This is a genomic window from Aeromonas sp. QDB14 (genome assembly GCF_027707845.1).
Lineage (GTDB): Bacteria > Pseudomonadota > Gammaproteobacteria > Enterobacterales > Aeromonadaceae > Aeromonas > Aeromonas caviae.
The window spans coordinates 33,637-60,091 of record NZ_JAPCJD010000009.1 but is presented as its reverse complement, the minus strand read 5'-3'; the positions used below and the strand labels follow the sequence as shown (position 1 = coordinate 60,091).

The 26,455-nt window shown below is 63.8% G+C and carries 23 protein-coding genes; 7 read left to right on the top strand and 16 right to left on the bottom strand.

All coding sequences use genetic code 11. The features are described 5' to 3' along the window. Positions 1 to 145: 145 nt before the first annotated feature. From PG887_RS04780 to ppnP, 3 genes are all read right to left on the bottom strand, one after another. Positions 146 to 1,516, bottom strand: a complete 1,371-nt coding sequence (locus tag PG887_RS04780; protein ID WP_039039104.1) for an L-serine ammonia-lyase — start codon at positions 1,514 to 1,516, stop codon at positions 146 to 148. Positions 1,517 to 1,800: 284 nt separating this feature from the next. Next, positions 1,801 to 3,183 (bottom strand): L-serine ammonia-lyase, encoded by a 1,383-nt coding sequence (locus PG887_RS04775; RefSeq protein ID WP_010674652.1) that lies wholly within the window; start codon positions 3,181 to 3,183, stop codon positions 1,801 to 1,803. A gap of 156 nt (positions 3,184 to 3,339) precedes the next feature. Next, positions 3,340 to 3,624 carry a pyrimidine/purine nucleoside phosphorylase gene (gene ppnP, locus PG887_RS04770; RefSeq protein ID WP_010674653.1) on the bottom strand — a complete coding sequence of 95 codons (285 nt, stop codon included), beginning with the start codon at positions 3,622 to 3,624 and terminating at the stop codon, positions 3,340 to 3,342. A gap of 268 nt (positions 3,625 to 3,892) precedes the next feature. Here ppnP and PG887_RS04765 point away from each other — a divergent pair, with 268 nt between their 5' ends. Continuing rightward, positions 3,893 to 5,137 carry a dicarboxylate/amino acid:cation symporter gene (locus tag PG887_RS04765; protein ID WP_029314496.1) on the top strand — a complete coding sequence of 415 codons (1,245 nt, stop codon included), beginning with the start codon at positions 3,893 to 3,895 and terminating at the stop codon, positions 5,135 to 5,137. 107 nt (positions 5,138 to 5,244) lie between these two features. Here the strand turns inward: PG887_RS04765 and PG887_RS04760 are convergent, their stop codons facing one another. Then, entirely contained in the window at positions 5,245 to 5,643 is a 399-nt protein-coding gene (locus PG887_RS04760; RefSeq protein ID WP_010674655.1) for a MerR family transcriptional regulator, read from the bottom strand. A 132-nt stretch (positions 5,644 to 5,775) separates the two neighbouring features. On the opposite strand from PG887_RS04760, the gene PG887_RS04755 reads away from it, so the two are divergent. Beyond that, entirely contained in the window at positions 5,776 to 6,942 is a 1,167-nt protein-coding gene (locus PG887_RS04755; RefSeq protein ID WP_010674656.1) for a thiolase family protein, read from the top strand. Positions 6,943 to 7,003: 61 nt separating this feature from the next. On the opposite strand, the gene PG887_RS04750 is transcribed toward PG887_RS04755, so the two are convergent. The 11 genes from PG887_RS04750 to PG887_RS04700 all read right to left on the bottom strand — a co-directional run bounded on the left by PG887_RS04750 (position 7,004) and on the right by PG887_RS04700 (position 19,306). After that, on the bottom strand, positions 7,004 to 8,245 hold the full coding sequence (locus tag PG887_RS04750; protein WP_010674657.1) for an EAL and HDOD domain-containing protein: 1,242 nt from the start codon (positions 8,243 to 8,245) through the stop codon (positions 7,004 to 7,006). Between the two features lie 116 nt (positions 8,246 to 8,361). Next, positions 8,362 to 9,618 (bottom strand): outer membrane protein transport protein, encoded by a 1,257-nt coding sequence (locus tag PG887_RS04745; RefSeq protein WP_010674658.1) that lies wholly within the window; start codon positions 9,616 to 9,618, stop codon positions 8,362 to 8,364. Between the two features lie 251 nt (positions 9,619 to 9,869). Further along, on the bottom strand, positions 9,870 to 11,141 hold the full coding sequence (locus PG887_RS04740; RefSeq protein ID WP_045524818.1) for an outer membrane protein transport protein: 1,272 nt from the start codon (positions 11,139 to 11,141) through the stop codon (positions 9,870 to 9,872). A gap of 408 nt (positions 11,142 to 11,549) precedes the next feature. After that, on the bottom strand, positions 11,550 to 12,293 hold the full coding sequence (locus tag PG887_RS04735) for a DUF3379 domain-containing protein (protein WP_270821255.1): 744 nt from the start codon (positions 12,291 to 12,293) through the stop codon (positions 11,550 to 11,552). After that, on the bottom strand, positions 12,286 to 12,876 hold the full coding sequence (locus PG887_RS04730; RefSeq protein WP_270821254.1) for a sigma-70 family RNA polymerase sigma factor: 591 nt from the start codon (positions 12,874 to 12,876) through the stop codon (positions 12,286 to 12,288). The genes PG887_RS04735 and PG887_RS04730 overlap by 8 nt, the downstream gene beginning before the upstream one ends. 30 nt (positions 12,877 to 12,906) lie before the next feature. Next, complete coding sequence (locus PG887_RS04725; protein WP_270821258.1) at positions 12,907 to 14,385, bottom strand: hypothetical protein; 1,479 nt, start codon at positions 14,383 to 14,385, stop codon at positions 12,907 to 12,909. Positions 14,386 to 14,447: 62 nt separating this feature from the next. Beyond that, the gene (locus tag PG887_RS04720) at positions 14,448 to 15,908 is read right to left on the bottom strand and encodes a vWA domain-containing protein (protein WP_270821253.1); all 1,461 of its coding nucleotides are present in this window, start codon (positions 15,906 to 15,908) and stop codon (positions 14,448 to 14,450) included. Between the two features lie 21 nt (positions 15,909 to 15,929). Then, positions 15,930 to 16,892 (bottom strand): VWA domain-containing protein, encoded by a 963-nt coding sequence (locus PG887_RS04715; RefSeq protein WP_052815044.1) that lies wholly within the window; start codon positions 16,890 to 16,892, stop codon positions 15,930 to 15,932. Further along, positions 16,889 to 17,446: a DUF4381 family protein gene (locus PG887_RS04710; RefSeq protein WP_223954245.1), complete on the bottom strand. Its 558-nt coding sequence runs from the start codon at positions 17,444 to 17,446 to the stop codon at positions 16,889 to 16,891. The genes PG887_RS04715 and PG887_RS04710 overlap by 4 nt, the downstream gene beginning before the upstream one ends. Continuing rightward, positions 17,431 to 18,327, bottom strand: a complete 897-nt coding sequence (locus PG887_RS04705) for a DUF58 domain-containing protein (protein WP_160837773.1) — start codon at positions 18,325 to 18,327, stop codon at positions 17,431 to 17,433. The genes PG887_RS04710 and PG887_RS04705 overlap by 16 nt, the downstream gene beginning before the upstream one ends. A gap of 28 nt (positions 18,328 to 18,355) precedes the next feature. Then, positions 18,356 to 19,306, bottom strand: a complete 951-nt coding sequence (locus tag PG887_RS04700; RefSeq protein ID WP_052815041.1) for an AAA family ATPase — start codon at positions 19,304 to 19,306, stop codon at positions 18,356 to 18,358. 183 nt (positions 19,307 to 19,489) lie between these two features. Here PG887_RS04700 and fadI point away from each other — a divergent pair, with 183 nt between their 5' ends. From fadI to PG887_RS04675, 5 genes are all read left to right on the top strand, one after another. Next, on the top strand, positions 19,490 to 20,800 hold the full coding sequence (gene fadI / locus PG887_RS04695; protein ID WP_010674668.1) for an acetyl-CoA C-acyltransferase FadI: 1,311 nt from the start codon (positions 19,490 to 19,492) through the stop codon (positions 20,798 to 20,800). Beyond that, entirely contained in the window at positions 20,800 to 22,947 is a 2,148-nt protein-coding gene (fadJ, locus tag PG887_RS04690; RefSeq protein WP_160837789.1) for a fatty acid oxidation complex subunit alpha FadJ, read from the top strand. Before fadI ends, fadJ begins: the two co-directional genes overlap by 1 nt. A 261-nt stretch (positions 22,948 to 23,208) precedes the next feature. After that, positions 23,209 to 23,349 (top strand): TIGR02808 family protein, encoded by a 141-nt coding sequence (locus PG887_RS04685; RefSeq protein ID WP_010674670.1) that lies wholly within the window; start codon positions 23,209 to 23,211, stop codon positions 23,347 to 23,349. Between the two features lie 187 nt (positions 23,350 to 23,536). Continuing rightward, entirely contained in the window at positions 23,537 to 24,094 is a 558-nt protein-coding gene (locus PG887_RS04680) for a YaeQ family protein (RefSeq protein WP_010674671.1), read from the top strand. A gap of 11 nt (positions 24,095 to 24,105) precedes the next feature. Then, the gene (locus tag PG887_RS04675) at positions 24,106 to 24,990 is read left to right on the top strand and encodes an AEC family transporter (RefSeq protein WP_160837771.1); all 885 of its coding nucleotides are present in this window, start codon (positions 24,106 to 24,108) and stop codon (positions 24,988 to 24,990) included. Positions 24,991 to 25,190: 200 nt separating this feature from the next. Here the strand turns inward: PG887_RS04675 and PG887_RS04670 are convergent, their stop codons facing one another. Next, positions 25,191 to 26,420 (bottom strand): MFS transporter, encoded by a 1,230-nt coding sequence (locus tag PG887_RS04670; RefSeq protein WP_160837769.1) that lies wholly within the window; start codon positions 26,418 to 26,420, stop codon positions 25,191 to 25,193. Positions 26,421 to 26,455: the final 35 nt, after the last annotated feature.

The window sequence follows — 26,455 nt, the reverse complement described above, 5'->3', positions numbered from 1 at the left end:
TGTCACGGCGAACGGGTGGAGGTGATATGCCCGTCTCTTTTTATCCCTTGTCGGCCTCCCTTTATCCACGAACGCTGCCCTTTAAATCGCGACCAAAAAAAAGCGGGAATATATCCCGCTTTTTTCATGTCATCGCGACTCGGCGTTAGTCGCAGGCGACCTGCATCACCTTGATGGCCAGGCCACCGCGGGAGGTCTCGCGGTACTTGGAGTCCATGTCCTTGCCGGTGATGTACATGGTCTCGATCACCTTGTCCAGCGACACACGCGGCTTGGAGGTGCGACGCAGGGCCATGCGGGAGGCGTTGACCGCCTTCATGGCGGCGATGGCATTGCGCTCGATGCAGGGTACCTGTACCTGGCCGGCCACCGGGTCGCAGGTCAGACCCAGGTTGTGTTCCATGCCGATCTCGGCGGCTTCACAGACGTGCTCGGGGCTGCCGCCCATCAGCTCGGTCAGGCCGGCGGCGGCCATGGAGCAGGAGACGCCCACTTCACCCTGGCAGCCCACTTCGGCGCCGGAGATGGACGCGTTCATCTTGTAGAGCATACCGACGGCGGCAGCGGCCAGATAGAAGCGGGTGTACTCGTCGCGGCCCACCGGCTGGATGAACTTGTCGTAGTAGGCCAGCACGGCCGGGATGATCCCGGCGGCGCCGTTGGTCGGTGCGGTGACGACGCGGCCACCGGCGGCGTTCTCTTCACTCACCGCCAGGGCGAACATGTTGACCCAGTCCACGATGTTCATGGGATCGTTGGAGAGGTTCTCGTTGGTGGTCAGCTGGCGGTAGAGCGGCGCGGCGCGGCGCGGTACGCGCAGCGGGCCGGAGAGGACGCCCTCGGTGCGGCAGCCGCGCTCGATCCCTTCCCGCATGGTGGTCCAGATCTTGCCAAGCTTCTTGTAGATCTCTTCCGGGGTGTTGAAGCACTTCTCGTTTTCCATCATCAGGGCGGAGATGGAGAGACCGCTCTGGCTGCAGTGGGCGATGAGCTCGGCGGCACTCTTGAAGGGATAGCTCACGGACATGTCGCCGCTGTCACCCTTGCCAAAGTTCTCTTCGTCGACGATGAAGCCACCGCCGATGGAGTAGTAGGTCTTGCTGTAGACGGCGTCATCTTCGATGAAGGCAGTCAGCCTCATGCCGTTTTCGTGCAGGGGCAGGGCCTCGTCATGGAAGATCATGGCGCCCTTGGGGAAGCTGACGGTGTGGCAGTGCAGGCCGATGGGCAGACGACCGGTCTGCTCCACGCGGGAGATGAATTCGGGGATGGCGTCGATGTCGACGTTCTCCGGCAGGTTGCCCGCCAGACCCATGATGATGGCGGTATCCGTGTGGTGGCCTTTGCCGGTCCAGGAGAGGGAGCCATAGACATCGACCTGGATCCGGGTGATGTCACGGATCTTGCCGCCAGCACGCAGTTCATCCACGAACTGTTTGGCTGCCTTCATGGGGCCGACAGTGTGGGAAGAGGAGGGGCCAACACCGATTTTGAAGATATCAAAAACGCTGATCATGTAACAATTACCTCAGGGTAGAAGGGGGCGCCATGCCCACTCGCAGAAAAGGGATCCATGGGACGGGTCTGTCGTCACAAAGGCCAGGGAACCGGATAACCACAGTGTAACGGTTCAATGCCTAAAAAAAGTTGAAACAGATCTATTTTTGTTGAATTCGTGGCGCGAGTATAAAATTTATTTTGATTGTTATCCATTTTGTTAAGCGTCAGACAAACGTTTTGCAAAAAAATACCCGGCGATGCCGGGTATTCGAGTGCCATATGCGGCTTTATCACAGCGGCTTAACACTCGGTGATGTTGACGGCAAGGCCGCCCCGTGCGGTCTCCTTGTACTTGGTCTTCATGTCGTTGCCGGTTTCCCACATGGTTCTGATCACCTTGTCCAGCGACACCTTGTGCTCGCCGGTGCCGCGCAGGGCGAGGCGGGCGGCATTGATCGCCTTGACTGCGCCCATGGCGTTGCGCTCGATGCAGGGCACCTGCACCAGGCCACCGACGGGATCGCAGGTCAGCCCGAGATTGTGCTCCATGCCGATCTCGGCGGCGTTCTCGACAATGGCGGGGCTGGCGCCCAGTAGCTCGGCCAGGGCACCAGCGGCCATGGAGCAGGCCACGCCGACCTCGCCCTGACAGCCCACCTCGGCCCCCGAGAGGGAGGCATTCTTCTTGTAGAGGATGCCAATGGCGGCGGCAGTGAGGAAGTACTGCATCAGCAGCTCGTCATCCACCTTGCGCACGAAGCGATCGTAATAGTGCAACACCGCGGGGATGATGCCCGCTGCGCCGTTGGTCGGCGCCGTCACCACCCGGCCTCCGGCGGCGTTCTCCTCGTTGACGGCCAGCGCAAAGAGATCCACCCACTCCATCACCATCAGCGGATCCTTGTTGAAATTGGTCTCGCCACAGAGCTGGCGATAGAGGGCGGGAGCCCGGCGCTTGACCTTGAGACCGCCTGGCAGCACCCCCTCGCTCTTGCAGCCACGCTCCACACACCCCTGCATCGCCTGCCAGATCTTGCGAAGCCCGGCCTTGATCTCCGCTTCCGAGCGAAACACCTTCTCGTTGGCCAGCATCAGCCCCGAGATGGAGAGGCCGCTCTCCTGGCACTGGGCCAGCAGTTCGGCGCCGCTCTCGAAGGGATAGGGGATGGGGTGGGCGGCATCGAAGCGGGCCGCCTCTTCCCGGGCGTTGGCGAAGTGACTCTCCTCGATGATGAAACCGCCCCCGATGGAGTAGTAGGTCTGCTCGAACACAAGGGTGTCACCCTCATAGGCGCGCAATGTCATGCCGTTGGAGTGGGCGGGAAGGGTCTTGCGCCGGTTGAAGAGGATGGCGCCGATGCGGGGAAATTCGCTGGGTTGCTCACCGCCCAGGCAGAGGGTCTGGGTCTGCTCTACCTGGGCGAGGAAGGCGGGAATGGCCTCGATGTCCACGGATTCGGGTTCAAATCCGGCCAGTCCCAGGATGATGGCCTTGCCGGTGCCGTGCCCCTTGCCGGTCTGGCCCAGTGAGCCGTAGCACTCGACGACAACGCGTCCGGTACGGGAGAGGAGTGCGTTCGCTTTGAGGGTCTGGATGAAGGCGCAGGCGGCCCGCATCGGTCCCACGGTATGGGAGGAGGAGGGGCCTATCCCGATGGAAAACATGTCGAAGACACTGATCATGACGTACTCCAATTATGGATTTCGTCTAAACATTGTAAATTTTTTGTAGTCGTTGAAAAGGGGGGAGATAGCGGGGTGTGATGGCGGTAGGGAAATGGGCGCGGGAGAGACGCGCCATGGGGGAGCCGCTCGGCATCCCATGGCGCCCGTGATACATCAGTCGAGGAACTCGCACAGATAGGCGGAGGCGATCTTCACTTCCAGCTTGAAGGAGGAGTGACCGGCCACGTCGAAGGATTCCCCCTGCTGGTAGGTGTGCCACTCATCTTCGTCGGCCAGCTGGATGGTGAGGGCGCCCTTGATCACCGTCATGCGCTCCGGGGCGGCGGTATTGAACAGGTACTCGCCCGCTTCCATCACACCAACGGTAGCTTTCTCGCCTTTTTGCTCGAAACCGATGGATTTAACATTTCCGTCAAAATACTCGTTAACTTTCAGCATCTTTTCTTCCCTGTATGCACGTTTGCAGAGCCAACGTAGCACACTGTTTTGGATGTTGTCATGGTAAAAGGAGCAAAAGCAGCCGTGTCTCTTTTGAGGCTTTACTTTCTCATAAAGTTATCAATGCATTTCGTTAACGGATTCTAATGTAAAACGGGGCGCAAATATGAGATAAAGCGCACCGCCAGAGCAATGGAGAGGATTTGACGCTCTGGGTGGTCATTTACGCTGTAAAAGTGTGAGTAATTGCTAAATAAAGGAACATTCTGTGTTAACAAAAGGATTAATCAAAAGCATCGGCTTCCAGGTAGTGGTGGCCATGGTGCTGGGCGCGCTGGTCGGGGCGCTCATGGGAGAGCAAGCCACGGTGTTTGCGCCGCTCGGCACCCTGTTTATCCAGCTGATCAAGATGCTGGTGATCCCGCTGGTAGCGGTGGCCATCCTGTCCGGGGCCGCCAACCTGGGGGCCAGTCCCGCTGCTGGCAAGATTGGCGTCACCACGCTCGCCTTCTTCCTCGTCACCTCCGCACTGGCGGTGTTCCTGGCGTTGGTGATGGGTCAGGTGTTCAAACCCGGTGTGGGTGTTGACTTTGGCGCCACCGCGGCCATGTTCTCCGGCGACTACGCCGACAAGGGGGCACTGCCCGATGCAGTGGCCACCCTGCTTGGCATGATCCCGACCAACGTGTTCAGCGCCTTGAACGAGGCCAACATCCTGCAGATCCTGGTGTTCTGCATGTTCCTCGGCATCGCCCTGGCCAAGCAGCCCCGCGAGCGCGCCAAGCCGCTGGTGGACGGGCTCAACACCTTGGTGGACGCCTTCGTCTGGATGATCAACAAGGTGATGCTGATCGCCCCCATCGGCGTCTTCGGCCTGATGGCCGACGCCATCGGCACCTACGGCTTCGACGTGCTGACCCTAGTGCTCAAGCTGTTCGTCGTCTATATCGCCGCCATCCTCATCTTCGGCTTCGTGGTCTATCCGCTGCTGATCGCGTTCTTCTCCAACACGCCGGTACGCAAGTACTTCTCCGCGATGAAGAAACCGCAGATCGTGGCCTTCTCCACCGCCTCTTCCATGGCGACCCTGCCGGTCAACATGGAGACCTGCGAGCGCGATCTGAAGGTGACCAACGCCACCGCGTCCTTCGTGCTGCCGCTGGGCGCCACCATCAACATGAGCGGCAACGCCATCTATTACGGCCTGGTCGCCATCTTCTTCGCCCAGGTCTATAACATCGATCTTTCCATGGGGGCCTGGGCGGCGATCATCGTCACCTCCACCCTGGGTGCCATCGGTCAGGCCGGTGTGCCGGGCCCGAGCTTCCTGGTGGTTGCCGTGCTGCTGGCGGCCGGGATTCCCATCGAGGGTCTGCCGCTGCTGTTCGCGCTGGATCGTCTGTTCGACATGATCCGGACCGCGCTGAACATCACCGGCGATGCGGCCTGTGCCATCATCGTCGATCGCTACAGCCCGGATTACGATCCGAACCGCTGGAGCAAGGAGGCCTGATATCGGTCGTCCACGATGCATGACAAGAGGGAGGCTTCAAGCCTCCCTCTTTCATTTGTGTCTATTTGCTGGCGGTGTTCCCCGCTCGCCTCGCCCGTCTGCGTGCCTCAGGGGGAGAGGTGTGCCAGGGCCTGGCGGCAGCGCTGTTCGGCCGCCTCCAGCTCCAGCAGGACCATCTGGATATCTTCCAGCTGCTGCTGCAGGGTCTCCCGCTTGTCGGCCACCAGCCCCAGCATGGTCTGCAACTGGGAGCGGCTGCTCTTGTCCGCATCGTAGAGGTCGAACAGCTCCCGGATCTCTGCGAGGCTGAAGCCCAGACGCTTGCCACGCAGGGTCAGCTTGAGCCGCACCCTGTCCTGACGGCTGTAGATCCTGTGCTGTCCCTGGCGGGTCGGGTTGAGCAGGCCCTGATCCTCGTAGAAGCGGATGCTGCGGGTGGTCACATCGAACTCGCGAGCCAGTTCGCTGATGCTGAAGGTGCGGGTGTCGTCCCTGGATTTGGTCATGGGGCTGTCTTGGCTGCCATCTGGTTGTCAATGCAGGCTGGCACCTTACCCAAACGTCAACTTCCTCGCAAGTCTTGTTCCCGTCGCGGTCGCGGCATATGTTATCCCGATGTAACAAGGAGAGTGCTATCGATGGATATCGTGATTGTGGCGGCCAAACGTACCCCCATGGGGGCCTTCCAGGGGGCCCTGAGCGCGCTCGGTGCCCCCGAGCTTGGCGCCTGCGCCATCCGCGCCGCGCTGGCGCAGGCCGGGATGACGGGGGGGCAGGTCAATGAGGTCTATATGGGCAACGTGCTGAGCGCAGGGGTCGGCCAGGCGCCAGCCCGTCAGGCGGCGCTCAAGGGTGGGCTGCCGGACAGCGTGCCCTGTACCACCATCAACAAGGTGTGCGGCTCCGGCATGAAGGCGGTGATGCTGGCGGCGGACAGCCTGCGCCTGGGGGAGGCCGAGGTCGTGGTGGCGGGGGGCATGGAGAGCATGAGCCGCGCCCCCTATCTGCTGGACAAGGCGCGCAGCGGTTTTCGCATGGGGCACCAGAGCGTGCTCGATCACATGTTCCTGGACGGCTTGCAGGATGCCTACGAAGGCCATCTGATGGGTCATTACGCCCAGTTGAGTGCTGATCGCAGCGGACTGACCCGGGCCGACATGGATGCCTTTGCCATCGCCTCCCTGGAGCGGGCGTTGACGGCGCAGCGCAGCGGTGCATTTGCCGCGGAACTGGCTCCCGTCATGACCGCTGACCACACCCTGCTGCTGGCCGAGGATGAGCAACCGGGCAAGGCCAGGCCCGACAAGATCCGCGGCCTCAAGCCGGCCTTCAGCAAGCACGGCACCATCACGGCGGCCAATGCAAGTTCCATCTCGGACGGGGCGGCAGCCCTGGTAGTGATGCGGGGCGAGAGCGCTGCCCGGCTCGGATTGCCGGTGCTGGCCAGGGTAGTGGGTTACCAGAGTCACGCCGCCTTGCCGGCGGAGTTTACCAGTGCCCCCGTCGGCGCCATCGACAAGTTGCTGGCACGGGTGGGCTGGTCGGTGGAGGAGGTGGACCTGTTCGAGGTGAACGAGGCATTCGCCATGGTGAGCATGCTGGCGATGGCCGGGTGCGGCATCCCCCATCACAAGTTGAACGTGAACGGCGGGGCCTGTGCGCTGGGGCACCCTCTTGGCGCCAGTGGCGCCCGCATCCTGGTGACCCTGATCCATGCCCTGCGTGCCCGCGGGCTCAGACGAGGGGTGGCGAGCCTGTGCATCGGGGGAGGGGAGGCAACGGCCATCGCCATCGAGGCAGGCTGAATGCGTGGGTGAGATTGCTGCGGGTTGATGAAATGACAACGTCCCTTCAAGAGGGACGTTGTCATTTCTGGCGGGAGTGGACCGGTTGCGCTTCCATGGCCTGAAGCTGCTGGTTGACCCAGGCGGTGGCGCTCAGATAGAGGTGGCTGACTTTCTCTTCGTTGAGGCCGAGCCGGACGGTGTTGGCGGCGACCCGCTGCCAGTCGGCTTTCTCGAAATCTTCACAGAACGCGAGGTAGAACCCGAGCTTGCCCTTGCGGGTGAGCAGGGCGGCACGAATGTCATCGGTCAGGGGAATGGAGCCGAGCAGCTGATCCAGCGGTTCTCCCATGAGCACGTCCAGCAGGGAGAAGAGGCCGGTGACAAAGGCTTGCTGTGCCTGCTCTGCGGGCGCATGGGTCTGGGCCAGCAGTTCGCAGAACCGGGCTCTGATGAGGGACATCTGGTGGAGTTCGGCGCTCTTTTCACTTCCCGCACTGGTGGCGGCGATCAGGGCGACGAAGCGCTTGAGCTGGGCGTGCCCCAGGGAGCTTGCGGCCTGGCGAAACGAGGCGATGGGTTGTGGGAAGCGCTTGAGGTGGTTGATGTAGCGCAGCAGCTTGAGAGAGAGGGTGAGATCCTGATTGAGCAGTTGCTCAATCTTGTCCAGATCCGGTTCGGTCTGATTGACCACCTCGAGCAGCTGCATCACCACTAGTTGGGCCGGCGGTATGGTGGGCTGTTGCACCATCTGGGGGCGGCTGAAGAAAAATCCCTGGAACAGGGTGACGCCGAGCTGCTTCATCCGCTCGAACTCGGCCTGATCCTCGACTTTCTCGGCCAGATAGGTGAGGGGCAGGTGGCGATGATTCGCCATGAAGTGCTCGATGCAGGGTTGCGGCGTGCTGCGCAGGTCGAACTTGATGATATGGATGTAGGGGAGGAACCTGTCCCAGTCTGAGACCATGGTGAAGTCATCCAGCGCCAACCGATAGCCCAGCCCATAGAGCTGGATCACTTTCTCCAGCAGCGCATCGTCGGGCTCGGCATCCTCCAGGATCTCGATCACCACCTTGTCACGGGGGAGGCACTCGGCCAATCCGTCCAGCAACAGGGAGTGGGGGAAATTGATGTAGCAGGGGTGATCTCCGATGAGCTGATCGATGTTCTGCTGCAAGAACTGCTCGGCAACCAGCCTGGAAGTGGCCTGCTGTGCGGAGACGGAGGGAAATACATTGTCCAGGCTGTCGCGAAACAGCAGCTCATAGGCTTGGGTGTTCAACTCCCGATCCAGAATGGGCTGCCTTGCTACATAGGAATACATGCATCTCTCCACCATGGTTACAGGCTTGATTCTATGGTGAAGCGGATCACTATGCCAGTGCCGACCGGTCGGGAAGGTCAACAACTGGCATACTATTTGTCAGGAAACCCGGGGTGTCAGAACAGGTAGTTGAGCTGCAGGCCGGCGAGCCAGGCATCCCCTTCCGAGGTGCCATTGAAAGTGGAGGTGGTCTGGGGGATGCCGGGCCTGAGCTGCATGGTTTCGCTCACGTCCACCTTCTTGCCGTCGATCAGGGTCAGCCCCAGATCCAGCGAGAGGTGACGGTCAATCTGGTAGCCCACGCCAGCGCTGTACCAGACCCGATCCGAGTCGGGGATGGAGATGGTGCGGCGATCCGCCGGGACCGGGCTGCGGTCGTAGGCGATACCGGAGCGCAGTTGCCACTGGGGGGCCAGCTGGTAGGTCATCCCCAGGGCATAGCGCCAACTGTCTTCCCAGTGCTCCTCCTTGATGTGCATGGTGCCGTGGTGGTCGAGCTCGGATTCGAGCTGCACGAACTTGCTCCAGTTGGTCCAGTTGATGCTCGAATGCAGCGCCAGGGCCGGGGTGAGCTGATGGAACAGAGCCAGCTCGGCGGTGGCGGGCAGGGGCAGATCCAGGCTGCCGGTATCGGTGAAGGGCTGGCCCCTTTGATCGATGCCGATGGCGTCACCGGAGAGGGTCAGGGTCACGTCGTGGCGATAGGAGAGACCGACGCGGGTTGCCTGCGACAACTCAAGCAGGGTGCCCAGGTTCCAGCCCATGGCCCAGCCATCCCCTTTCAGGTGCTTGGCTATCTGGTTGTTGGAGGGGAAAGTGCCGCCCACTTCCCCTTCCCCCTGAATGGCGGAGAGACCGGCCCCGACGGACCAGATGCGGTTGATGCGATAGGCCAGGGAGGCCCCCAGATCCACTGTCTTGATGTCGGAGACGTTGCCGAAGTGACCGGCGTTGTAGTTGTCCGGCATCTTGACCCCGAGTCCGTAATAGGAGGTGGCGGCAAGTCCGAGGCGCCATTGCTCGCTGAGGGGCACGATGAGATAGGCGTTGGGCACCCAGGCGTCACCCGCAATGTCGTGGGCTCCGGCATCCAGACTGACCGGCCCCAGGGTGGTAGGCACCCGGGTGGTGCCCTCGATGTTGACGTCGGGGTGCACGTGGATGACGCCGCCGGAGAAGGCCAGGGTATCGAACCGGGTCATGGCGGCGGCGTTGCGGGAGAGCACGCTGGCATTGTCGGCGATGGCGGCTTCACCCGCGAAGGCACGCCCCATGCCGGTGGCGGATTGCTCCGCGAGCTGGAAGCCGGCAGCCTGTACCTGGCTCGACAGCAGCAAGAGGGCTATGAGGGAGGGGTTGAACGTCGGATGCATGGTCTTTCCTCGGGATGAACTGGGTGTTCATTCTGTTATTCGGTTGGGGCCGGGATTTTATATGGTATGACCAGCAAGGCAACGGGGAGAGGGGAACGTGCGGCAAAACGGGATTAAATGCTGAAAGAAATACCCATAACAGCTTGATAAAAAAAGAAAAGAGTACAGTTGTTTACTACAGCTGTGCGCTCAATTGGCGAAATTGGATAAAAAAAGAGCGCCCTGGGGCGCTCTCGATGATGACGTGAAAATCAGAATTTCATGTTGAACTGGGCGGAAGCCAGCAGGGCGTTGCCATGGGAGGTGCCCTTCCAGCGCAGCGCATCGCTGTGGTTGCGCAGGCCTTCGTTCACGTCCACTTCCTTGCCGTCCAGATAGGCCATGCCGAAGTCGAGGCTCATGTCCGGGTTGATGTGGTAGGTGGCACCGGCGCTGTACCAGATACGGTCGGAGTCAGGAATGCTCAGGCTGCGGTATTCCGGCTCGATGGGGCTGTTGTCGTAGGCGAAGCCGATACGGGCTTCCCAGGACGGGTTGACGTACCAGGTACCGCCCAGGGCGTAACGGGCAGAGTCCTTGAACTTCTCGTCTTTTTGCAGGCAGACACCGCCGGCGCAGTTGCTGCTGGTGGCCTTGAGCTCCTGGAAGGCGCTCCAGTCGGTCCAGTTCACGGAGTAGTGGACAGCGAATTGCTGGTTCAGGCGGTGGTAGCCTGCGAATTCGGCCTGGGCCGGCAGATCCAGTTTCAGGTTGCCATCGACGACGCGGTTACCGGAGGTGGCACCCTGGAAGTCGCCGTCAAAGCTCAAGTCCACCTGGGAGCGGTAGGTCAGGGCGAGACGGTTGTTGTCGTTGATCTCGTACAGGGTGCCGACGTTCCAGCCAAAGCCCCAGGTGTCGCCCTTCAGGTGAGCCAGACGGGTATCGGAGTTGGCACCTGGAATGGCAGCGGAGAGCGCACCGGCATAACGGTTCAGCTCGGCGGCGGCGTAGACGGCATTGATGCCGGCACCGACGCTGAAGCTGGAGTTGATGCGATAGGCGATGTTGGGGTTGATGTTGAAGGTCAGCAGCTCGGTGTCACCGGCGCCAGCACCGGCCGCGAAGGTCTTGGAATATTCGGTGGAGAGGCCGTAGTTGGAGAAGAGGCCGATCCCCCAGGCCCACTGATCGTTCAGGGGCTGGATGAAGTAGGTGGCCGGCACGAAGGCATCGGGGGCGATGTCGCTCTCGCTGGACGGAGCCAGCTTGGTGGAGCCGGCATAGATGTCGCCAGCCACGTCCACGTCGGGCTTGATATAGGTGCCGGATACAGACAGTGCCATCTTGTCGAAGGTGGTCATGGCCGCCGGGTTGCGGGACAGCACGGCCGCGTTGTCGGCGATGGCTGCTTCACCTGCGTAGGCGCGCCCCAGACCGGAGGCCGAGTGCTCGTTCAGCTGGAACGCGGCGGCGAAGGTCTGGGTGCTGGCCAGGGTCACGGCCGCAGCGATCAGGCTTTTCTTGAAAAAGGCAGTTGTCATAGTGTTCTCTCTTTGTAAGCAGATTTTCTGTCGACATCGCGGCTCTTTGGCGGCTATTGACGACATGATCTGTTGTTATGTCAGCTTCTTCCCATTCATTGCTGGCGTGATTCTATGGATCTGGTAGGAGGTAAGAAATCAGACCAGTGACAGCAGAATACATAAAAGTTTCCATTGTGTTAATCATTTGTTTTAACTTGCCGTTTTATTAGGCTGATTTATCTATTATTGGATAAATAAAGCACAAATGGTGCCATTTGAGTCATTTAAAATTAATGGTAGAAATGTGACTTCGCGCGGGCAATGGGCGGGAACATGCGGGGATGTGGGGATGAACAGGCAGACAATGAGGATGTCTGCCTGTGATGTGGCTGAGGCGGAGGACGAGTCAGCTTGGGTCAAGGTCTGTTAAATGGACCAGTGCAGGCGTGACTCAAGCTGGCGGGCAACCGGGGCGAGGGGCTCCTGCATGTCTCCGATGAGCACCATGTTGGCCCCCTTGAGCGGCAGTATCTCCCCCTTGAGGGTCCCGTCTGCAAAATCGGACTGGATCGTCAGTGGCAGATGCTTGGGGACGAGGAACAGGGTGACCGGTCCCATTTTGCCCTGGAGCACCATGTGCAGGGCCGGTCCCTGGTAGAAGGCGCAGTGGTTGACATAGGTTACCTTCATGCCCGGCATCTCGCTCAGGGTGGCACCATATTTCTCCATTTTTGCGTTGATGGTGTGCAGGCTGACCCGCTCATCCACCGCATGAATGAAGGGCTCTTCCCCATAAACGTGGGACATGGCGACTTGAGCCAGCGACAGGGTGTCCGGTGCCACAGGCCAGCTGATCCAGCGGGTGCTCATGCCGAGCAGGAAGGCGACCGAGGCCGCGATGACCAGAGCGCGCCATTGCGTGCGTGCAGGAGTGACGGGTAGCGAGACCACCTGCTCCTCTTCGGCTGCCATCGCCTGCCTGAGCAGGATCCGCTCCGCAAGACCGGCTGGTACGTCCACTTCCAGGGTGCTGCGCACCTGGCGCTCGAGCTGCTGCATCTCGTCCAGATGCTTGCGATTGGCCGGTGACGCCTCGGCGGCTTTCAGGAAGGCGGGATCCCTGTCCGAGGGGTGAGTGATGGCCCGGCGGCGAAATTCAAGCTCATCCATTGGTGTGTCCTCTCTGTTGTTTCGCAGACTCCATGGCCTCTTTTATCTGGTTGCGGGCGCGAAACAGCCTTGTCATGACGGTGTTCTTGTTCAGGCCGAGTTGCTCGGCGATCTCCTCCCCGCTGAATCCCCCCAGTACCTGCAGCAGCAGCGGCTCCTGATACTCGGCAGGCAGGCGGGCGATGTGGCGCCTGAGCCATTCGTGCTCCATCTCCTGCTCGCTTGGCAGGACACCCTGATCCCGCAGGGGGTGCTCGTCGAGGTCGACGAGATCGAACTGCTTTCGCTCAAAGCGGCGGGCATTCTCCCGCCGCAATATGGTGATGAGCCACGCCTTAGCAGCCTTGTCGTCCAGCAGGGTATCTATCGCCTTCCAGGCGCGCAGGAAAGTCTCCTGCACCAGATCCTCGGCGATTTGCGGATCCCGGCACAGCCAGTAGGCGTAGCGGTAGATGTCTCCGTGCAGGGCGTGCACCAGGGCTTCGTACTTGGTTTGTTTGTCTGCCATCTCCCCATAGACCGGAGAAGCGCAGGGAGCCTTTCCCGTGTCGGCCCTTTTTCTTCTGAAAAAACCTAACGCCATAAAGGGGTGTCCTGTTTCATGAGGGGCGCATCATGCACGCATCCACGCCAGTATTCGAAGACCATAGGCTATCGCAAAGCTCTCCCAGGTGCACAACTCCCTGGCGAGCGCCTGCCTGGGCAGGTGTTCGCCAGGGACTCGCTTGGGGGAAAAACAGGCCCGATCCAGGCCGTCCAGCAGCGCCCCCATGGCGGGGTCGCGGTGACAGGGCAGCCTGGCCAGATGCAGACAGGGGGTGTCCCAGCGCAGGACGGCCCAGGTCAGCAGGGTTTCCCTGGCCTCGTCAGGAGAGCCCGTGGCGAGGGCCCGTTGCAGGCGATAGAAGGCGCGCCAGCGCGGCCAGCGGCGCATGAATGCCCGCAGCAGGATGGCCAGGAGCACCCAATAGAGATACTGGACCCCTGGTGCGGGGGAGGCGGGAGTGGCGCTCTCCCTTGCCGTGAACACCAGAGGATGTGCGGGCAGGCGCGCCTCCTCGATGCGACCGCTCTGGGTGTTGAACCAGCGCAGGGTCTGGGGGGGCAGCACATAGCGCCCCGCCTCGTCGGCGGTCAGGGCCTGGCGCCACTGGCGCTCGAAGCGTAGCGCCCCCTCGGCCACGAATCGCTCCTGTTGCTGCTCGCCGTCCGGCTTCATGGAGAGGCCGGCGGGCAGGGGCGGGGCCGGCAAGGGGGGCAGGCGGTTGCCATCCCCCCCTTCCATCACCAGGGTGAGGGTGCGGATCACCGGCTCACCCACCCTGGCCTGGGCCGGGCTGAACTGCTGGCGCAACACCAGGCTGCTCGCCACCGGCTCCAGGGGGGCCTTGTCCACCTTGATGAAGAGGGTCGCCGCCCTGGCGGACAGCAGATCCCCCGCGTTGCCCGGCGCGGTCGCACCGGCCTGGTCCTGGGGCGGCAACCGCCCCTGAAAGCGGGGGGATTCGACGGGATGGAGCCCGGGTCCTTTGGCCTGCAGCAGCCATTTTCGCGTGAGACGCCCGGGCAGGCCGGGACTGGTGGGAGAGTCCCAGCGGTCCTCGCCAAGGCGGCGAATGGTAAAGGCCGGGGTGATGGGCTCGCCGAGGTTGGGGGCCTCCAGGTTGGCAGGCAGCCAGAGGGTCAGCTCATAGATGAAGGGCTGGCCGGGGTAGAGATTCCCCTCATGGAGCACCCGGGCCTGCAGCTCGACCGGAGAGAATACCGGGTCTTGTGTCGGCATCAGGGTGCCGTCCAGGGAACGTGTCGGCACCGCCAGGGAGGGGGTGAGATCGGCGCCAAGGGGCAGGGAGGGCACCTGGCGCGGGCTGGTATCGAGCAGGTGCAGGGGGATCTGCCAGCGGGTCAGGCTGCGGCTCTGGGCACTGACCCGCTGTATGCTGACCCGCCCGACCGCAAACTGGCGCAGCAGCGGTTGCAGGTTGAGATCCTCATCGCGGTGCAGCCCGTCGGCTTCGATGACGAGCAGCCAGTCGCGCTCGCTCGCCCCCGGCAACAGCTCGGCCTCGACAGGGGCGGCCTGCACCCGCATGGCGCACAGGGCGAGCAGCAGCCAGCAGCCGAACCGGGGGGAGAGCAAGCGCAGTACGAGGATCACCAGGGCTCCTCCACCTTGAGCAGGGGGCGGCGCAGGGCCTCCTTGCGAAGGCGCTGCTCCAGCAGCAGCACGGGGGGCGCCGGGGGGCGGGGAGCCTCTGAGGCGCGGGCGGGGTCGGGAGTGTCGGCCTGCTCCGGGGCATTTGCCGAGGGCGCCGACTGCGGCGGGTTGGCCCGCAGCAGGGCCAGGTTGTGCAAGGCATCCCTGTGCCCAGGTTCAAGGCGAAGGGCGCTCAGATAGGCCTGCTCCGCGCCGGCAAGATCCCCGAGCCAGACCAGGGCATTGCCCCTGTTGTAGTGGGCGGTGGCGCTGTTTGCCCTGCCATAGGCGGCGACGGCCCTGGCGTAATCCCCGGATCTATACCAGGCGTTGCCTTGCCAGACCGGATCCTGGAAGGCGTTGGCCGCTTCCCGATAGTGTCCCTGGCGATAAGCCTGCCAGCCTGCTTCATCTTGTCGGGAGGCCGCCTGCAGGGAAGGGGGCGCGAAGCCAATGACGAGGATCACCAGCAGCCAGTGGGCGCCGATCCGCGCCAGCAGCGCCAGGGGGAGCAAGGGGATGAGCAGCCAGGGGCCGAGATCCCGGGATTGCCCCTGCGTCAGGGCCTGGCCCATGGGCAGGGGGGCAAAGCGGGGCAGGCCGGAATCAAGCCAGGCCAGCCTGCCTCCGGTACTGGCGGCAAGGGCGGCCATGGCCTCCTCGTCGGGCGCCGGCAAGGTGTGGCCGATCGGGCTGCCGAGCTGCCAGCGCTCGGCAGCCACGCCGGGCTGCCGGGTCTCCTTGCCCCCGCTGGCCAGCAGGATGTCGAGCCGCGGGGCCGAGCCTGCCTTGCAGAACAGGTCGTTGAGGCAGGGCCAGAGGGCGGCGATGCGATCGCGCGCTGTCCCGGAGAGGCCGTCGGTCACGAGCAGCAGACGGGCGGACTGGCCCGGCGGGATCAGGGTGAGGGCCAGGGCCACGGCGCGCTCGGGGGCGCTGCCCTGGACAGGCATGATGGCCGGGCGCAGGTCCGGCAGCAGCAGGGCGATGGCCTGATGATCCCGGGTGGGAGGCATGGCGAGGTAGGCATCCCCGGCAAACAGGATGAGGGCGATGGGATGGGGCGCATCCTGCCGCGCTATGTCGGCCAGCATCTCCTGCAATCCCAGCCTCACCCGGGTTGCCCGGTCCGGCGCCAGATCCTGTGCCAGCATGGAGTCGGAGAGATCCAGCAGCCAGATATCGAGGGCCGGGCTCGGCATGGGGAGACTCTGCTGGCGCAGGGCGGGGCCCGAGAGCGCCAGGATCACCGGCAGACAAGCAAGCCAGCGCCAGGGGATGGCCCGATGGCGGCTCGGCAGCAGATAGGCCTGCATGGCCGGGGAGAGCAAGCCGGGATCGCGGCGGCGGCGCCACCCCTGCCACAGCCAGGGGATCAGGGCTAGCAACCAGAGGGGGCGCAGCAAGGTCAGCTCCATGGTGTCACCGTCATGACCAGCCTACTCATGGGATGGCCTGTGTGACAGGGGGATGTGCCAGCGGGCTGGCCAGCAGAGCAGCAGCCAGGCCAGGGCCAGTGGCCAGGGGTAGAGCTCCTGGTGGGGCCGGGAGAGGATCTGGGGCCGGGCGAGGGGCTCCAGGGTGTCGATGGCCTGGTTGATGGCGGCGAGATCGCCCCGGTTGCGGGCGCGAAAATAGCGGCCTCCTCCCAGTGTCGCCAGCTGCTGCAACAGGGCTTCATCCAGTTCGGCACTGGGATCGGCGTCCCCTGCGGGCGCGGCGAAGGTGTCGGGGTCGGCGCCCACCCCCAGGGTATAGAGACGGATGCCGGCTTTGGCGGCGAGCCTGGCCTCGGTCAGGGGATCCGCATTGCCCGAGGTATTGCGGCCGTCCGTCACCAACAGCAGGGCGGTGGGGCGGGTGGGGTCGGCGTGCTGGCGTGCCAGCAGGATGGCTTCCCCCAGGGCCGTGGTGCGCCCCACCAGATCGAAATCGAGCTCCCTGGCCAGGGTGAGCAGGGCCCCGGTCTCCTGGGTGAGGGGGGAGAGCAGATAGGCGTGATCGGCAAAGACGACCAGGGCGATTCGATCCCCCGGGCGGGAGGCGACAAGGTTGCTTATCTGCTGGCGCACCGCGGCAAGCCTGTCCGTTTGCTCTCCGTCATCCAGCATGTCCTGGGTGCGCATGCTGTCGGAGAGATCCACCGCCAGGATGAGGTCTCGGCTGCTCTGGTAGTGAATGATCGGGGGCTCCTGCCACTGGGGGCGGCACAGGGCCAGTACCAGGGCGCACCAGCAGAGCATCATGCGCCACAAGGGCTGCCCCGCCTGGGGCCGGAGCAGGGGAAAACCTCCGTGAACGAGCTGGTTTCCTCCCTTGCGCCCCTTCATGGGAGGCAGGCCGAAGCGCACCAGCAGCGGCAGGGCGAGGGCGAGGGAAAACCAGGGCCAGGCGAGGATCATCGCGTACCCTCCGGGGAAGGGGCCCCTCGCTTGCTTGTCGGGAATCGCGGCGCGCTGACGCAGCGTCGCCCCCAGGCGAGATAGGCGAGGCGCAATCTTTTGCGCTGCGCCTCATCGGGCATTCTGCCCCCATAGAGCCAGAGCGGCCACTGGGCGGCAAACCGGGAAAAATCGCTCCCCCCCTTGCTGTCCAGCCAGGCGAGCCAAGCCTCCCCTTGCAGGGGGGCCGCCTCGGGCCAGCGGGCCATGGCCGCTTCTCGCAGGGCATCCTGCAGCCTGGGGACGAGATCGTCGGCCTGCCAGTCTATCCGATGCGCCCAGTGGCGCTGGCGCCACAGGGTGAGGGCCGTCATGGCGATCAGGCAAGCGGCGATCGCCGCGATCAGCAGCCCACCGAGGGCCATCAGGCGAGGATCCTGTGCAGGCTCGAGAGCGGGGCCTTGGTGGATGTCGCGCAGCTCGGCACGAATGGCTTGCAAGGCCTCGCTGGACGAGGGCTGGCGATATGCATCCGGTGCGGGCACGCCCTGCTCCCCCCTCAAAACAGACGGCATCCGCCCTCCTGCCACTGGCGTTGCAGGGTGGCGCCGTTGTCGAGGCGATAGAGGCGCGTCACCAGGGGCAGCAACTGCTGGCGACAGGCCTCGGCCTGCTCGTCGGCCGCCCTCTGGTAGCGGGCGCGAAAGCGGGGGTCTTCTCCCGCGAGCCAACCGCTGTGTCTGCCTGCCTGCACTGCCAGCTGGCCGCCGCCCTGCTCGGGCAGAGCGGCTTCCAGGGGATCGCGGATCTGCCAGTAGTGGATATCGTGGCGCAGGCGAAGGCGTTGCAACTGCTGGCAGAGGGCCTGGTCCGGTGCCTGGTGATGGCTTATCAGGGTCAATCTGGCCCCGTGGGGCAGGGTGAGTCGTGCCAGGGTCTGGGCCAGCGTCCAGGGTGGGGGGGCGCGATCCAGCCCTGCCTCGTAATGGCGGCAGAGCGCTTCCAGCAGAGGCATGAGAGAGCCGCGCTGGTGCTCTGTGTGGGGGGCTGCGCCCTGGCAGATCAAGGTATTGGCCTGTTTCTCCCCCTGCCAGAGCAGGGCGGCGGCCAGCTCGCAGCCAAGGCGGGCCTTGAGCTGGGCGCGGGAGCCAAAGTACATGGCGGGTGAGAGATCCAGCAGCAACCAGTGGGCCTGATCCTGCTCTTCCCCGTAGAGGCGGGTGTGGGGGCGGCCGAGGCGGGCGGTGACCCGCCAGTCGATGTGACGCACCTCGTCACCGGCCTGATAGAGGCGAAGCTCCCTGAAATGCAGCCCGGGCTGGCGTCCGATACGCCCCTGGGCCGCCTGATGAATGCGGGCACGTTCGCTCTGGCGCGTCCAGAGGCGCACCGCCAGCAGCCGCTCGAGGGTGAGGGCGATGTCGGGGTGATCCCGGGGCTCGGCGACGGGGGTCATGGCGACAGGGCTGCCTGTGGGGGTCGGTTCAGGGGCATGGAATGGCATCCAGCAGCAGGGTGATGAGCGCCTCGCTATCGAGGTTGTCCGCCAGCGCCTGATAACTCGGGATGAGGCGGTGGCGCAGCACGGCTGGCGCCAGTTGCTGGATGTCTTCGGGCAATACGAAGTCGCGCCCGGCGAGCCAGGCCCGGGCCCGTGCGGCTCTTGCGAGGCCGATGCTGGCCCTGGGGCTGGCACCCACCGCAATGAGGGGTTCCAACTCGGGGCACAGGCCGCTGCCGGGTCGGGTGGCGCACACCAGTTGCACCAGATAGTGCTCGAGGCGCCCCTGCATCTGTACCCCTTGAACGGCGGTGCGGGCTTCCAGCAAGTCGGACTGGCTCAGGGTGACCGGCGGCGTCGGCAGGGCGTCGCCACGGGCGTTGAGTTGAAGGATGGCCAGCTCCATGGCGGGGCTGGGGTAATCCACCAGCAGCTTGAGCAAGAAGCGATCGAGCTGGGCCTCCGGCAGGGGATAGGTCCCTTCCTGCTCGATGGGGTTCTGGGTGGCGGCGACCATGAAGAGGGAGGGCAGGCGCCAGCTCTTCTTGCCCACGGTGATCTGGTGCTCGGCCATGGCCTCCAGCAGGGCGGACTGCACCTTGGCCGGCGCCCGGTTGATCTCGTCCGCCAGCACCAGGTGGTTGAACAGGGGGCCGGGTTGAAACACGAAACTCGCATCCTGGGGATGGAAGACCTCGCTGCCGGTGAGATCGGCAGGGAGCAGATCCGGGGTGAACTGGATACGGGCAAAGCGCCCCTCCACGGCGCCGGCCAGCGCCTTGACCGCCCGGGTCTTGGCAAGACCGGGGGCCCCCTCGATCAGCACATGTCCTTCACATAACAGGGCGATCAGCAGCCCCTCGATGAGGGGGCCCTGTCCCAGGATCTGGCTGCCCAGATAGTCTCCAAGTGCTCTGAACTCGGCCGCTGCCATGCGATAAACCCGTTGTTTTTATGGAAGTTGATCTTTTTATACCCCAGTTGGCTCACAAGGGCGAGGGAGGGTGGCAAGATGGGGACAATTTAGTTTCAATCAGCCGTATGAAAGTTGTGATTGGATTGTTAAGATGTGGCGCAATGAGGTCAGACCTCTGCCTTTTTAACCCAAGGAGCCAGGATGAAACAGCCATTGAAACTGACGACTCGCCAGGGCGAACGGATAGCCGTCGTGGCGGGTCTGCGCACCCCCTTTGCCAAGCAGGCCACCGCTTTTCACGGCGTGCCTGCGGTGGATCTGGGCAAACTGGTGGTGAGCGAGATGCTCGCCCGCACCGATCTCGACCCCAAGCTCATCGACCAGCTGGTGTTCGGCCAGGTGGTGCAGATGCCGGAAGCGCCCAACATCGCCCGGGAGATCGTGCTCGGCACCGGCATGAGCGTCAGCACCGATGCCTATAGCGTGTCGCGCGCCTGCGCCACCAGTTTCCAGGCGGTGGCCAATGTCACCGAATCCATCATGGCCGGCACGGTGGACATCGCCATCGCCGGCGGTGCCGACTCCTCTTCCGTGCTGCCCATCGGGGTCAGCAAGTCTCTGGCCCGCGCCCTGGTGGATCTCAACAAGGCGCGCAACCTCCAGCAGCGTTTCAATATTCTGCGCCGTCTGCGCCTGAAGGACCTGCTGCCGGTGCCCCCGGCCGTGGCCGAGTACTCCACCGGTCTCTCCATGGGGCAGACCGCCGAGCAGATGGCCAAGACCCACCAGATCAGCCGCGAGGCGCAAGATGCGCTGGCCCACCGCTCCCACACCCTGGCGGCCGAAGCCTGGGCCCAGGGCAAATTGAGTGGCGAGGTGTTCACCGCCCACGTGCCCCCCTACAAGTCGCCGCTGGAGCGGGACAACAACATCCGCGAAAGCTCCGATCTGGCGAGTTACGCCAAGCTCAAACCGGTGTTTGACCGGGCTCACGGCTCGGTGACCGCCGCCAACGCCACCCCGCTCACCGACGGCGCCGCCGCCGTGCTGATGATGCGTGAAGGGCGGGCCCGCGAGCTGGGTCTGGAGCCGCTGGGTTACATCCGCAGCTTCGCGTTCTCCGCCATCGATGTCTGGCAGGACATGCTGATGGGCCCCTCCTATGCCACGCCGCTGGCGCTGGACCGTGCCGGCATCACCCTTGGGGATCTCACCCTCATCGACATGCACGAAGCCTTTGCCGCCCAGACGCTGGCCAACCTCAAGATGTTTGCAAGCGCCGAATTTGCCCGTGACAAGCTGGGCCGGGATCAGGCCATCGGCGAGGTGGACATGGAGAAGTTCAACGTGCTCGGCGGCTCTTTGGCCTTTGGTCACCCCTTTGCCGCCACCGGGGCGCGCATGATCACCCAGACCCTGCATGAACTGCGGCGCCGGGGTGGGGGATTGGGGCTCAACACCGCCTGTGCGGCGGGTGGGCTGGGTGTGGCCATGGTGCTGGAGGTGGAATGATGAGTGCCAAGACTTTTTCTCTGGATATTCGCAAAGACGGCATCGGCATCCTCACCATGGATGTGCCCGGTGAGAGCATGAACACCCTGAAGGCCTCCTTTGCGGACGAGATCCGCACTCTGCTGGCCGAGGTAAAGGGGAACGGGGATCTGATTGGCCTGGTGATCATCTCCGGCAAAAAGGACTCCTTCGTTGCCGGGGCCGACATCGCCATGCTGGCGGCCTGCACCAGCGCCCAGGATGCCGAAGCGCTGTCCCGGGCCGGACAGGACGTGTTCGCCGAGATCGAAGCCCTGGGGATCCCGGTGATCGCCGCCATTCACGGCCCCTGCCTGGGCGGCGGGCTGGAGCTGGCGCTCGCCTGTCATGGCCGGGTGGTGACCGATCACGGTAAAACCGTGCTGGGCCTGCCGGAAGTGCAGCTCGGCCTGCTGCCGGGCTCCGGCGGAACCCAGCGCCTGCCGCGCCTCATCGGGGTGGCCAAGGCACTGGATCTGATGCTGACCGGCAAGCAGGTGCGGGCCAAACAGGCCAGGAAGCTCGGGCTGGTGGATGACATGGTGCCCCCGTCCATTTTGCTGGAGGCCGCCATCAAGCTTGCCAAGAAGGGCAAGCCGCGCCACCACCTGAAACGGGATCTGCAGGGCAAGGTGCTGGAGACCAACAAATTTGGTCGCAAGGTGCTGTTCGATCAGGCCCGCAAGGGGGTCAAGGCCAAGACCCGGGGCAACTACCCGGCGCCGGAGCGTATCATCGAGGTGGTGCGCATCGGCGTGGAGGAGGGGATGCAGGCCGGCCTGCAGGCCGAGGCCCGCCACTTCGGCGAGCTGGTGATGACGCCGGAATCCGCCGCCCTGCGCTCCCTCTTCTTCGCCACCACGGAGATGAAGAAAGAGGTGAGCTATCAGGGGGCCGAGCCGCGTAAGGTGGGTCATGCCGCCGTGCTGGGGGGCGGCCTGATGGGGGGCGGCATCGCCTTCGTCACCGCCACCAAGGCGGGGGTGCCGGTGCGGATCAAGGATGTGGCGAGCGCCGGCATCGGCAATGCCATGCGTTACAGCTACGACCTCCTCGCGAGGAAGCTCAAGCGTCGCCAACTGCTGCGCAGTGAGCTGGAGAAACAGATGAGCCTGCTCACCGGCACCCTGGACTATTCCGGGTTCCACCGGGTGGACATGGTGGTGGAAGCGGTGTTCGAGGACATCAACCTCAAGCACCAGATGGTGCAGGACGTGGAGCGCGAGTGCGGCGAGCACACCGTGTTTGCCTCCAACACCTCCTCCCTGCCCATCCACCAGATCGCCTCGGCGGCGACGCATCCGGAGCGGGTGGTGGGGCTGCACTACTTCAGCCCGGTGGACAAGATGCCGCTCGCCGAGATCATTCCCCACGCGGGTACCAGCGCCGAGACGGTGGCCACCACCCTGGCCTTCGCCCGGGCCCAGGGCAAGACCCCCATCGTGGTGAAGGACGAGGCGGGCTTCTACGTCAACCGCATCCTGGCGCCCTACATGAACGAGGCGGCGCGCCTGGTGCTGGAAGGGGAGCCGGTGGAGGTACTGGACGGCGCTCTGCTCGACTTCGGTTTTCCAGTCGGCCCCATCACCCTGCTGGACGAGGTGGGGATCGACGTGGGGGCCAAGATCTCCCCCATCCTCGAAAAAGAGCTGGGTGGCGAGCAGTTCCAGGCGCCCAAGGCCTTTGACAAGCTGCTGGAGGACGATCGCAAGGGGCGCAAGAACGGCAAGGGCTTCTATCTCTATGGCAAGGCGGCCCCGCGCAACAAGCTCACCGGCAAGGAGGGCAAGAAGACGGTGGACGCGAGCGTCTACGACGTGCTGGGCGTCAAGCCCCAGGCCAAGCTTGCCAGGCAGGAGATCGCCGAGCGCTGCGTGCTGCTGATGCTCAACGAAGCAGCCATGGCCCTGGATGGCGGCGTGGTGGCCTCGGCCCGGGACGGCGACATCGGCGCCATCTTCGGCATCGGCTTCCCTCCCTTCCTGGGCGGTCCGTTCCGCTACATGGACAGCCTCGGCATCGACTATCTGGTGGGGCGCCTTGAGCACCATCAGAAGCGTTTTGGCGACCGCTTCGCCCCCTGTGCGCGGCTGAAAGCGATGGCGGCGGAGCAGCAGACCTTCTACTGATGGCTCTCGACGGCATGCATCGAGCGAGGCGACCCCAAGGTCGCCTCGCTTTTTGTTGGGCGTACCTTCCCGGTTTGGGGCGGGGGCGCGAAGAAAAAGGGGCGGAGAGGGGTAAAACCTTGATCTGGCGCAAACAGGTGCCCCATTTATTACTTTGGTGGCATAGGACTCAGGCGCGGGTTGAGGTCAAATAGTCTCATCAGGAACGGGGGCGACCCCGTCACGAAAGGGACACCCATTTCACTGGATGAAGGACACACTATGAGTCTGCTTGAACACACCATCTGGACTGTATTGGGGTATGGGGCCATGCCCTTTATCTTCCTGAGCGGGTTCGTGGCAGTGGCAGTGACCTGCTGCCTGCTGCTCAATGCCTTCGGGGTCAAGTCCGCCGAGAAGTGAGTCACTCTCGTTCATGCCGCCAAATGCCAGTCTCACGACTGGCATTTGTTTTTTGTGCTTCTGAAGCACTTGCCCGCCCCTGATGGGGTAAAGGGAGCGCAAGACGGTCGAACCCGGCGGCCATTTTGATTACACTGACGCCCGGCATGTCCGCCCCCTTCTCTTTTATCAGGTATTCACGACTTCTATGGCGCTCAAGGCAACCATCTTCAAGGCCCAGATCAGCTTGTCTGACATGGATCGCAATCTCTATCAGGACTTCTCCCTCACCCTGGCCCGTCACCCCTCCGAGACCGACGAGCGCATGATGATCCGCCTCGCGGCCTTCGCCTGGCATGCCGCCGAGCGGCTGGAGTTCACCAAGGGGCTCTCTGCCGACGACGAGCCCGAGCTCTGGTGCAAGAACTACTCCGACGAGATTGAACTCTGGATTGAGCTGGGTCAGCCGGACGAGCGCCGTCTCAAGAAGGCATGCAATCGCTCTCGCCAGGTGGTGCTCTACCTCTATGGCGGTCGTGGCACCAGCGTCTGGTGGAAGCAGAACCAGGGCAAGCTCGGTCTGCACGACAACCTGAGCGTCATCGAACTCTCCGACAGCCAGACCCTGCCCCTGGCGGCCATGGTGGAGCGCACCATGCAGCTCACCTGCACCATCTCCGACGGCCAGCTCTGGGTCAGCAACGGCAGCCAGGAGGTGACGCTGGACCCCGTGGTGCTGATGGGACGCCCGGCCCGCGAACTGTAAACGGGATACTCATGTTCAGCGCCCTGCTCAATATCGTCATTCCCGTGTTTGCGGTGGTGGGCCTTGGCGCCCTCTATGGGCGGCTGCGACCGGGCGGGGCCCTGGGTTATGTCAACCGGGCCAATATCGAGCTCTTTACCCCGGCGCTGGTCTTCTCGGCCCTGGTGAAATACCCCGTGGATCTGGCGGCGCACTTGCCCCTTGTGGGGGCCGGTGCCCTGGTGATCCTGCTGCCCGGTTTGCTGCTCTCCCTGCTCAAACTCAAGGAGATAGAGCGGGCCGCGCTGATCCTGCCCGCCATGTTTCGCAACACCGGCAACCTCGGCATTCCGCTGATGGTGCTCGCCTTTGGCGAGCAGCAGCTCGGCGCCATCGTCATCCTCTTTGTGCTCTCCAACCTGCTCCACTTCTCGGTGGGCATGTTCATCCTCTCGGCCAGCAGCTCCCGCTGGCTCTGGCTGAGAAGCCCCGTGCTCTGGGCCGCCTTCGCCGGGCTGCTGGTGGCCAACCTGCATATCCCGCTGCCGGAATACCTGGTGACCAGCGCCGCCCTGCTCGGCCAGATAGCGGTGCCCCTGATGCTGTTTGCCTTAGGCATCCGGCTGATGGAAGGGGAGCTGGATCACCTGGGGCTGGCCATCAAGTGCAACCTGCTCTATCTGCTGGCGGGAGCCATCTCCCTGGGGCTCGCCGTCTGGCTGCTGCCCCTCGAACCTGACTGGATACCACTCCTGATGCTGTCGGTGGCGCTGCCCCCGGCGGTATTGAATTACATCCTGTGCGAGCAGTACCAGTGTCAGCCCGACAAGGTGGCCAGTATTGTGCTCGGCGGCAATGCGCTCTCGGTGGTGGTGATCCCGCTGGCGGTCTGGTTGGCGCTGCATCTGGGGAGTTGACCCTGCTCTGTCTTCCTCTTCAAGGACGCCCGATGGCGTCCTTTTTATTGCTATCGTGCATGTCCGATGTTGTTTTGCTCATCGAGTACAGCCGAGCTTGCTCGCGTATCTGACAAGGTTTTGAAGCCGGTTTAGCCGGATAAGGCAGAGAGTGGAAGGGGGAGAAAGGGAATAAAACAGGGCGGCCTTGGCCGCCCTGTTTAGTGATGGGGAGCAGGCTGAACCTGGCCATCCTTGCGCAGCTGGGAATAAAGGCCAACTCCCGCCAGCAGCCCGGCGAGGGCCAGCAGCCACCAGATGGCGGTGGCGGGGCGGCTGCCCGCATCCCCCAGCATAAAGCCGATGAGCAGGTTGCCAAAGAGCGCCATGCAGCCACCGGCGCTGGCATAGAAGCCGTAGTAGCTGCCGAGCTGCTCAGGGGGGGCGTAGCGGGGCAGCTGGGCGGCGAAGAGCGGGAAGCAGAGGATGGAGCCCAGGGAAAGCAGGGCCACCTGCGTCAACACGCCTGCCGTCGGCCAGGGTGCCAGCAGGGGCAGGGCGAGATAGCTCAAGCCCATCATGCCTATCCCCAGCCCCATGGCGAGCGGTACTCCCAGGCGGCGCTCCACCAGGCGGGAGGCCGGGAGCTGGAGCAGAACGCCGATCACCGCCGAGAGGGTGAAGACGCCGCCGAGCAGGTGGGTGGCGTCCGGCAGGCTCTGGATATGGGCGGGGAGGGCGAGATAGAGCTGATGGAACAGGATCTGGTAGCTGCCTGCCAGCAGGGTGAACCCCATGAAGGGGCGCTGGCGCACTATCTCCCCCCATTGGCGCAAGATGGCGCCACGGGGGCTCTGGTTGCTCACCGGGCGTTTGGGCAGCACCCGGTATTGCAGCACTCCGAGCAGGGCGAAGAGGCTCGCCGCCAGGATCCCCGTCAGGGTATAGCTCTGCTGGGTCAAGGTGAGGCCGACCAGGGGGCCGAGCAGCATGCCCGCCTCGCTGGCCAGATTGTGCAGGGCGAAGGCGCGCTGACGCTGGCTCGGGTTGTGGCATTCGCTGGCAAGGTAGGCCTGGGCGCAGGGGGTAAACAGGGCCCCCGCAAAGCCGGTGAGGGCGGCGGCCAGCAGCAGGATGGGCAGGGACTCGGCCCAGCCCAGCAGCACGAAGCCTAAAGATCGTACCAGGCAGCCCCAGACGATGGCGGGATGGTAGCCGATGCGATCTCCAAGGGTACCGCCCAACAGGAAGAGCCCCTGCTGGCTGAAGACCCGCATCCCCATGACGAGGCCACAGGCCCAGCCGGCCAGGCCGAGCCCGCTGCCCATGTGCTGGGCGAGGAAGGGCATCATCATGTAAAAGCCGAGGTTGAAGGCGAGCCCATTGGTGATGAGCAGGCGGGCGGCCGGGCTCATGCCCTGCCAGTCCCGCCAGTAGGAGGCGCCGTTCATGATCGCCTCCCGCCAGCGCGTGGGGCGGTGGTCGC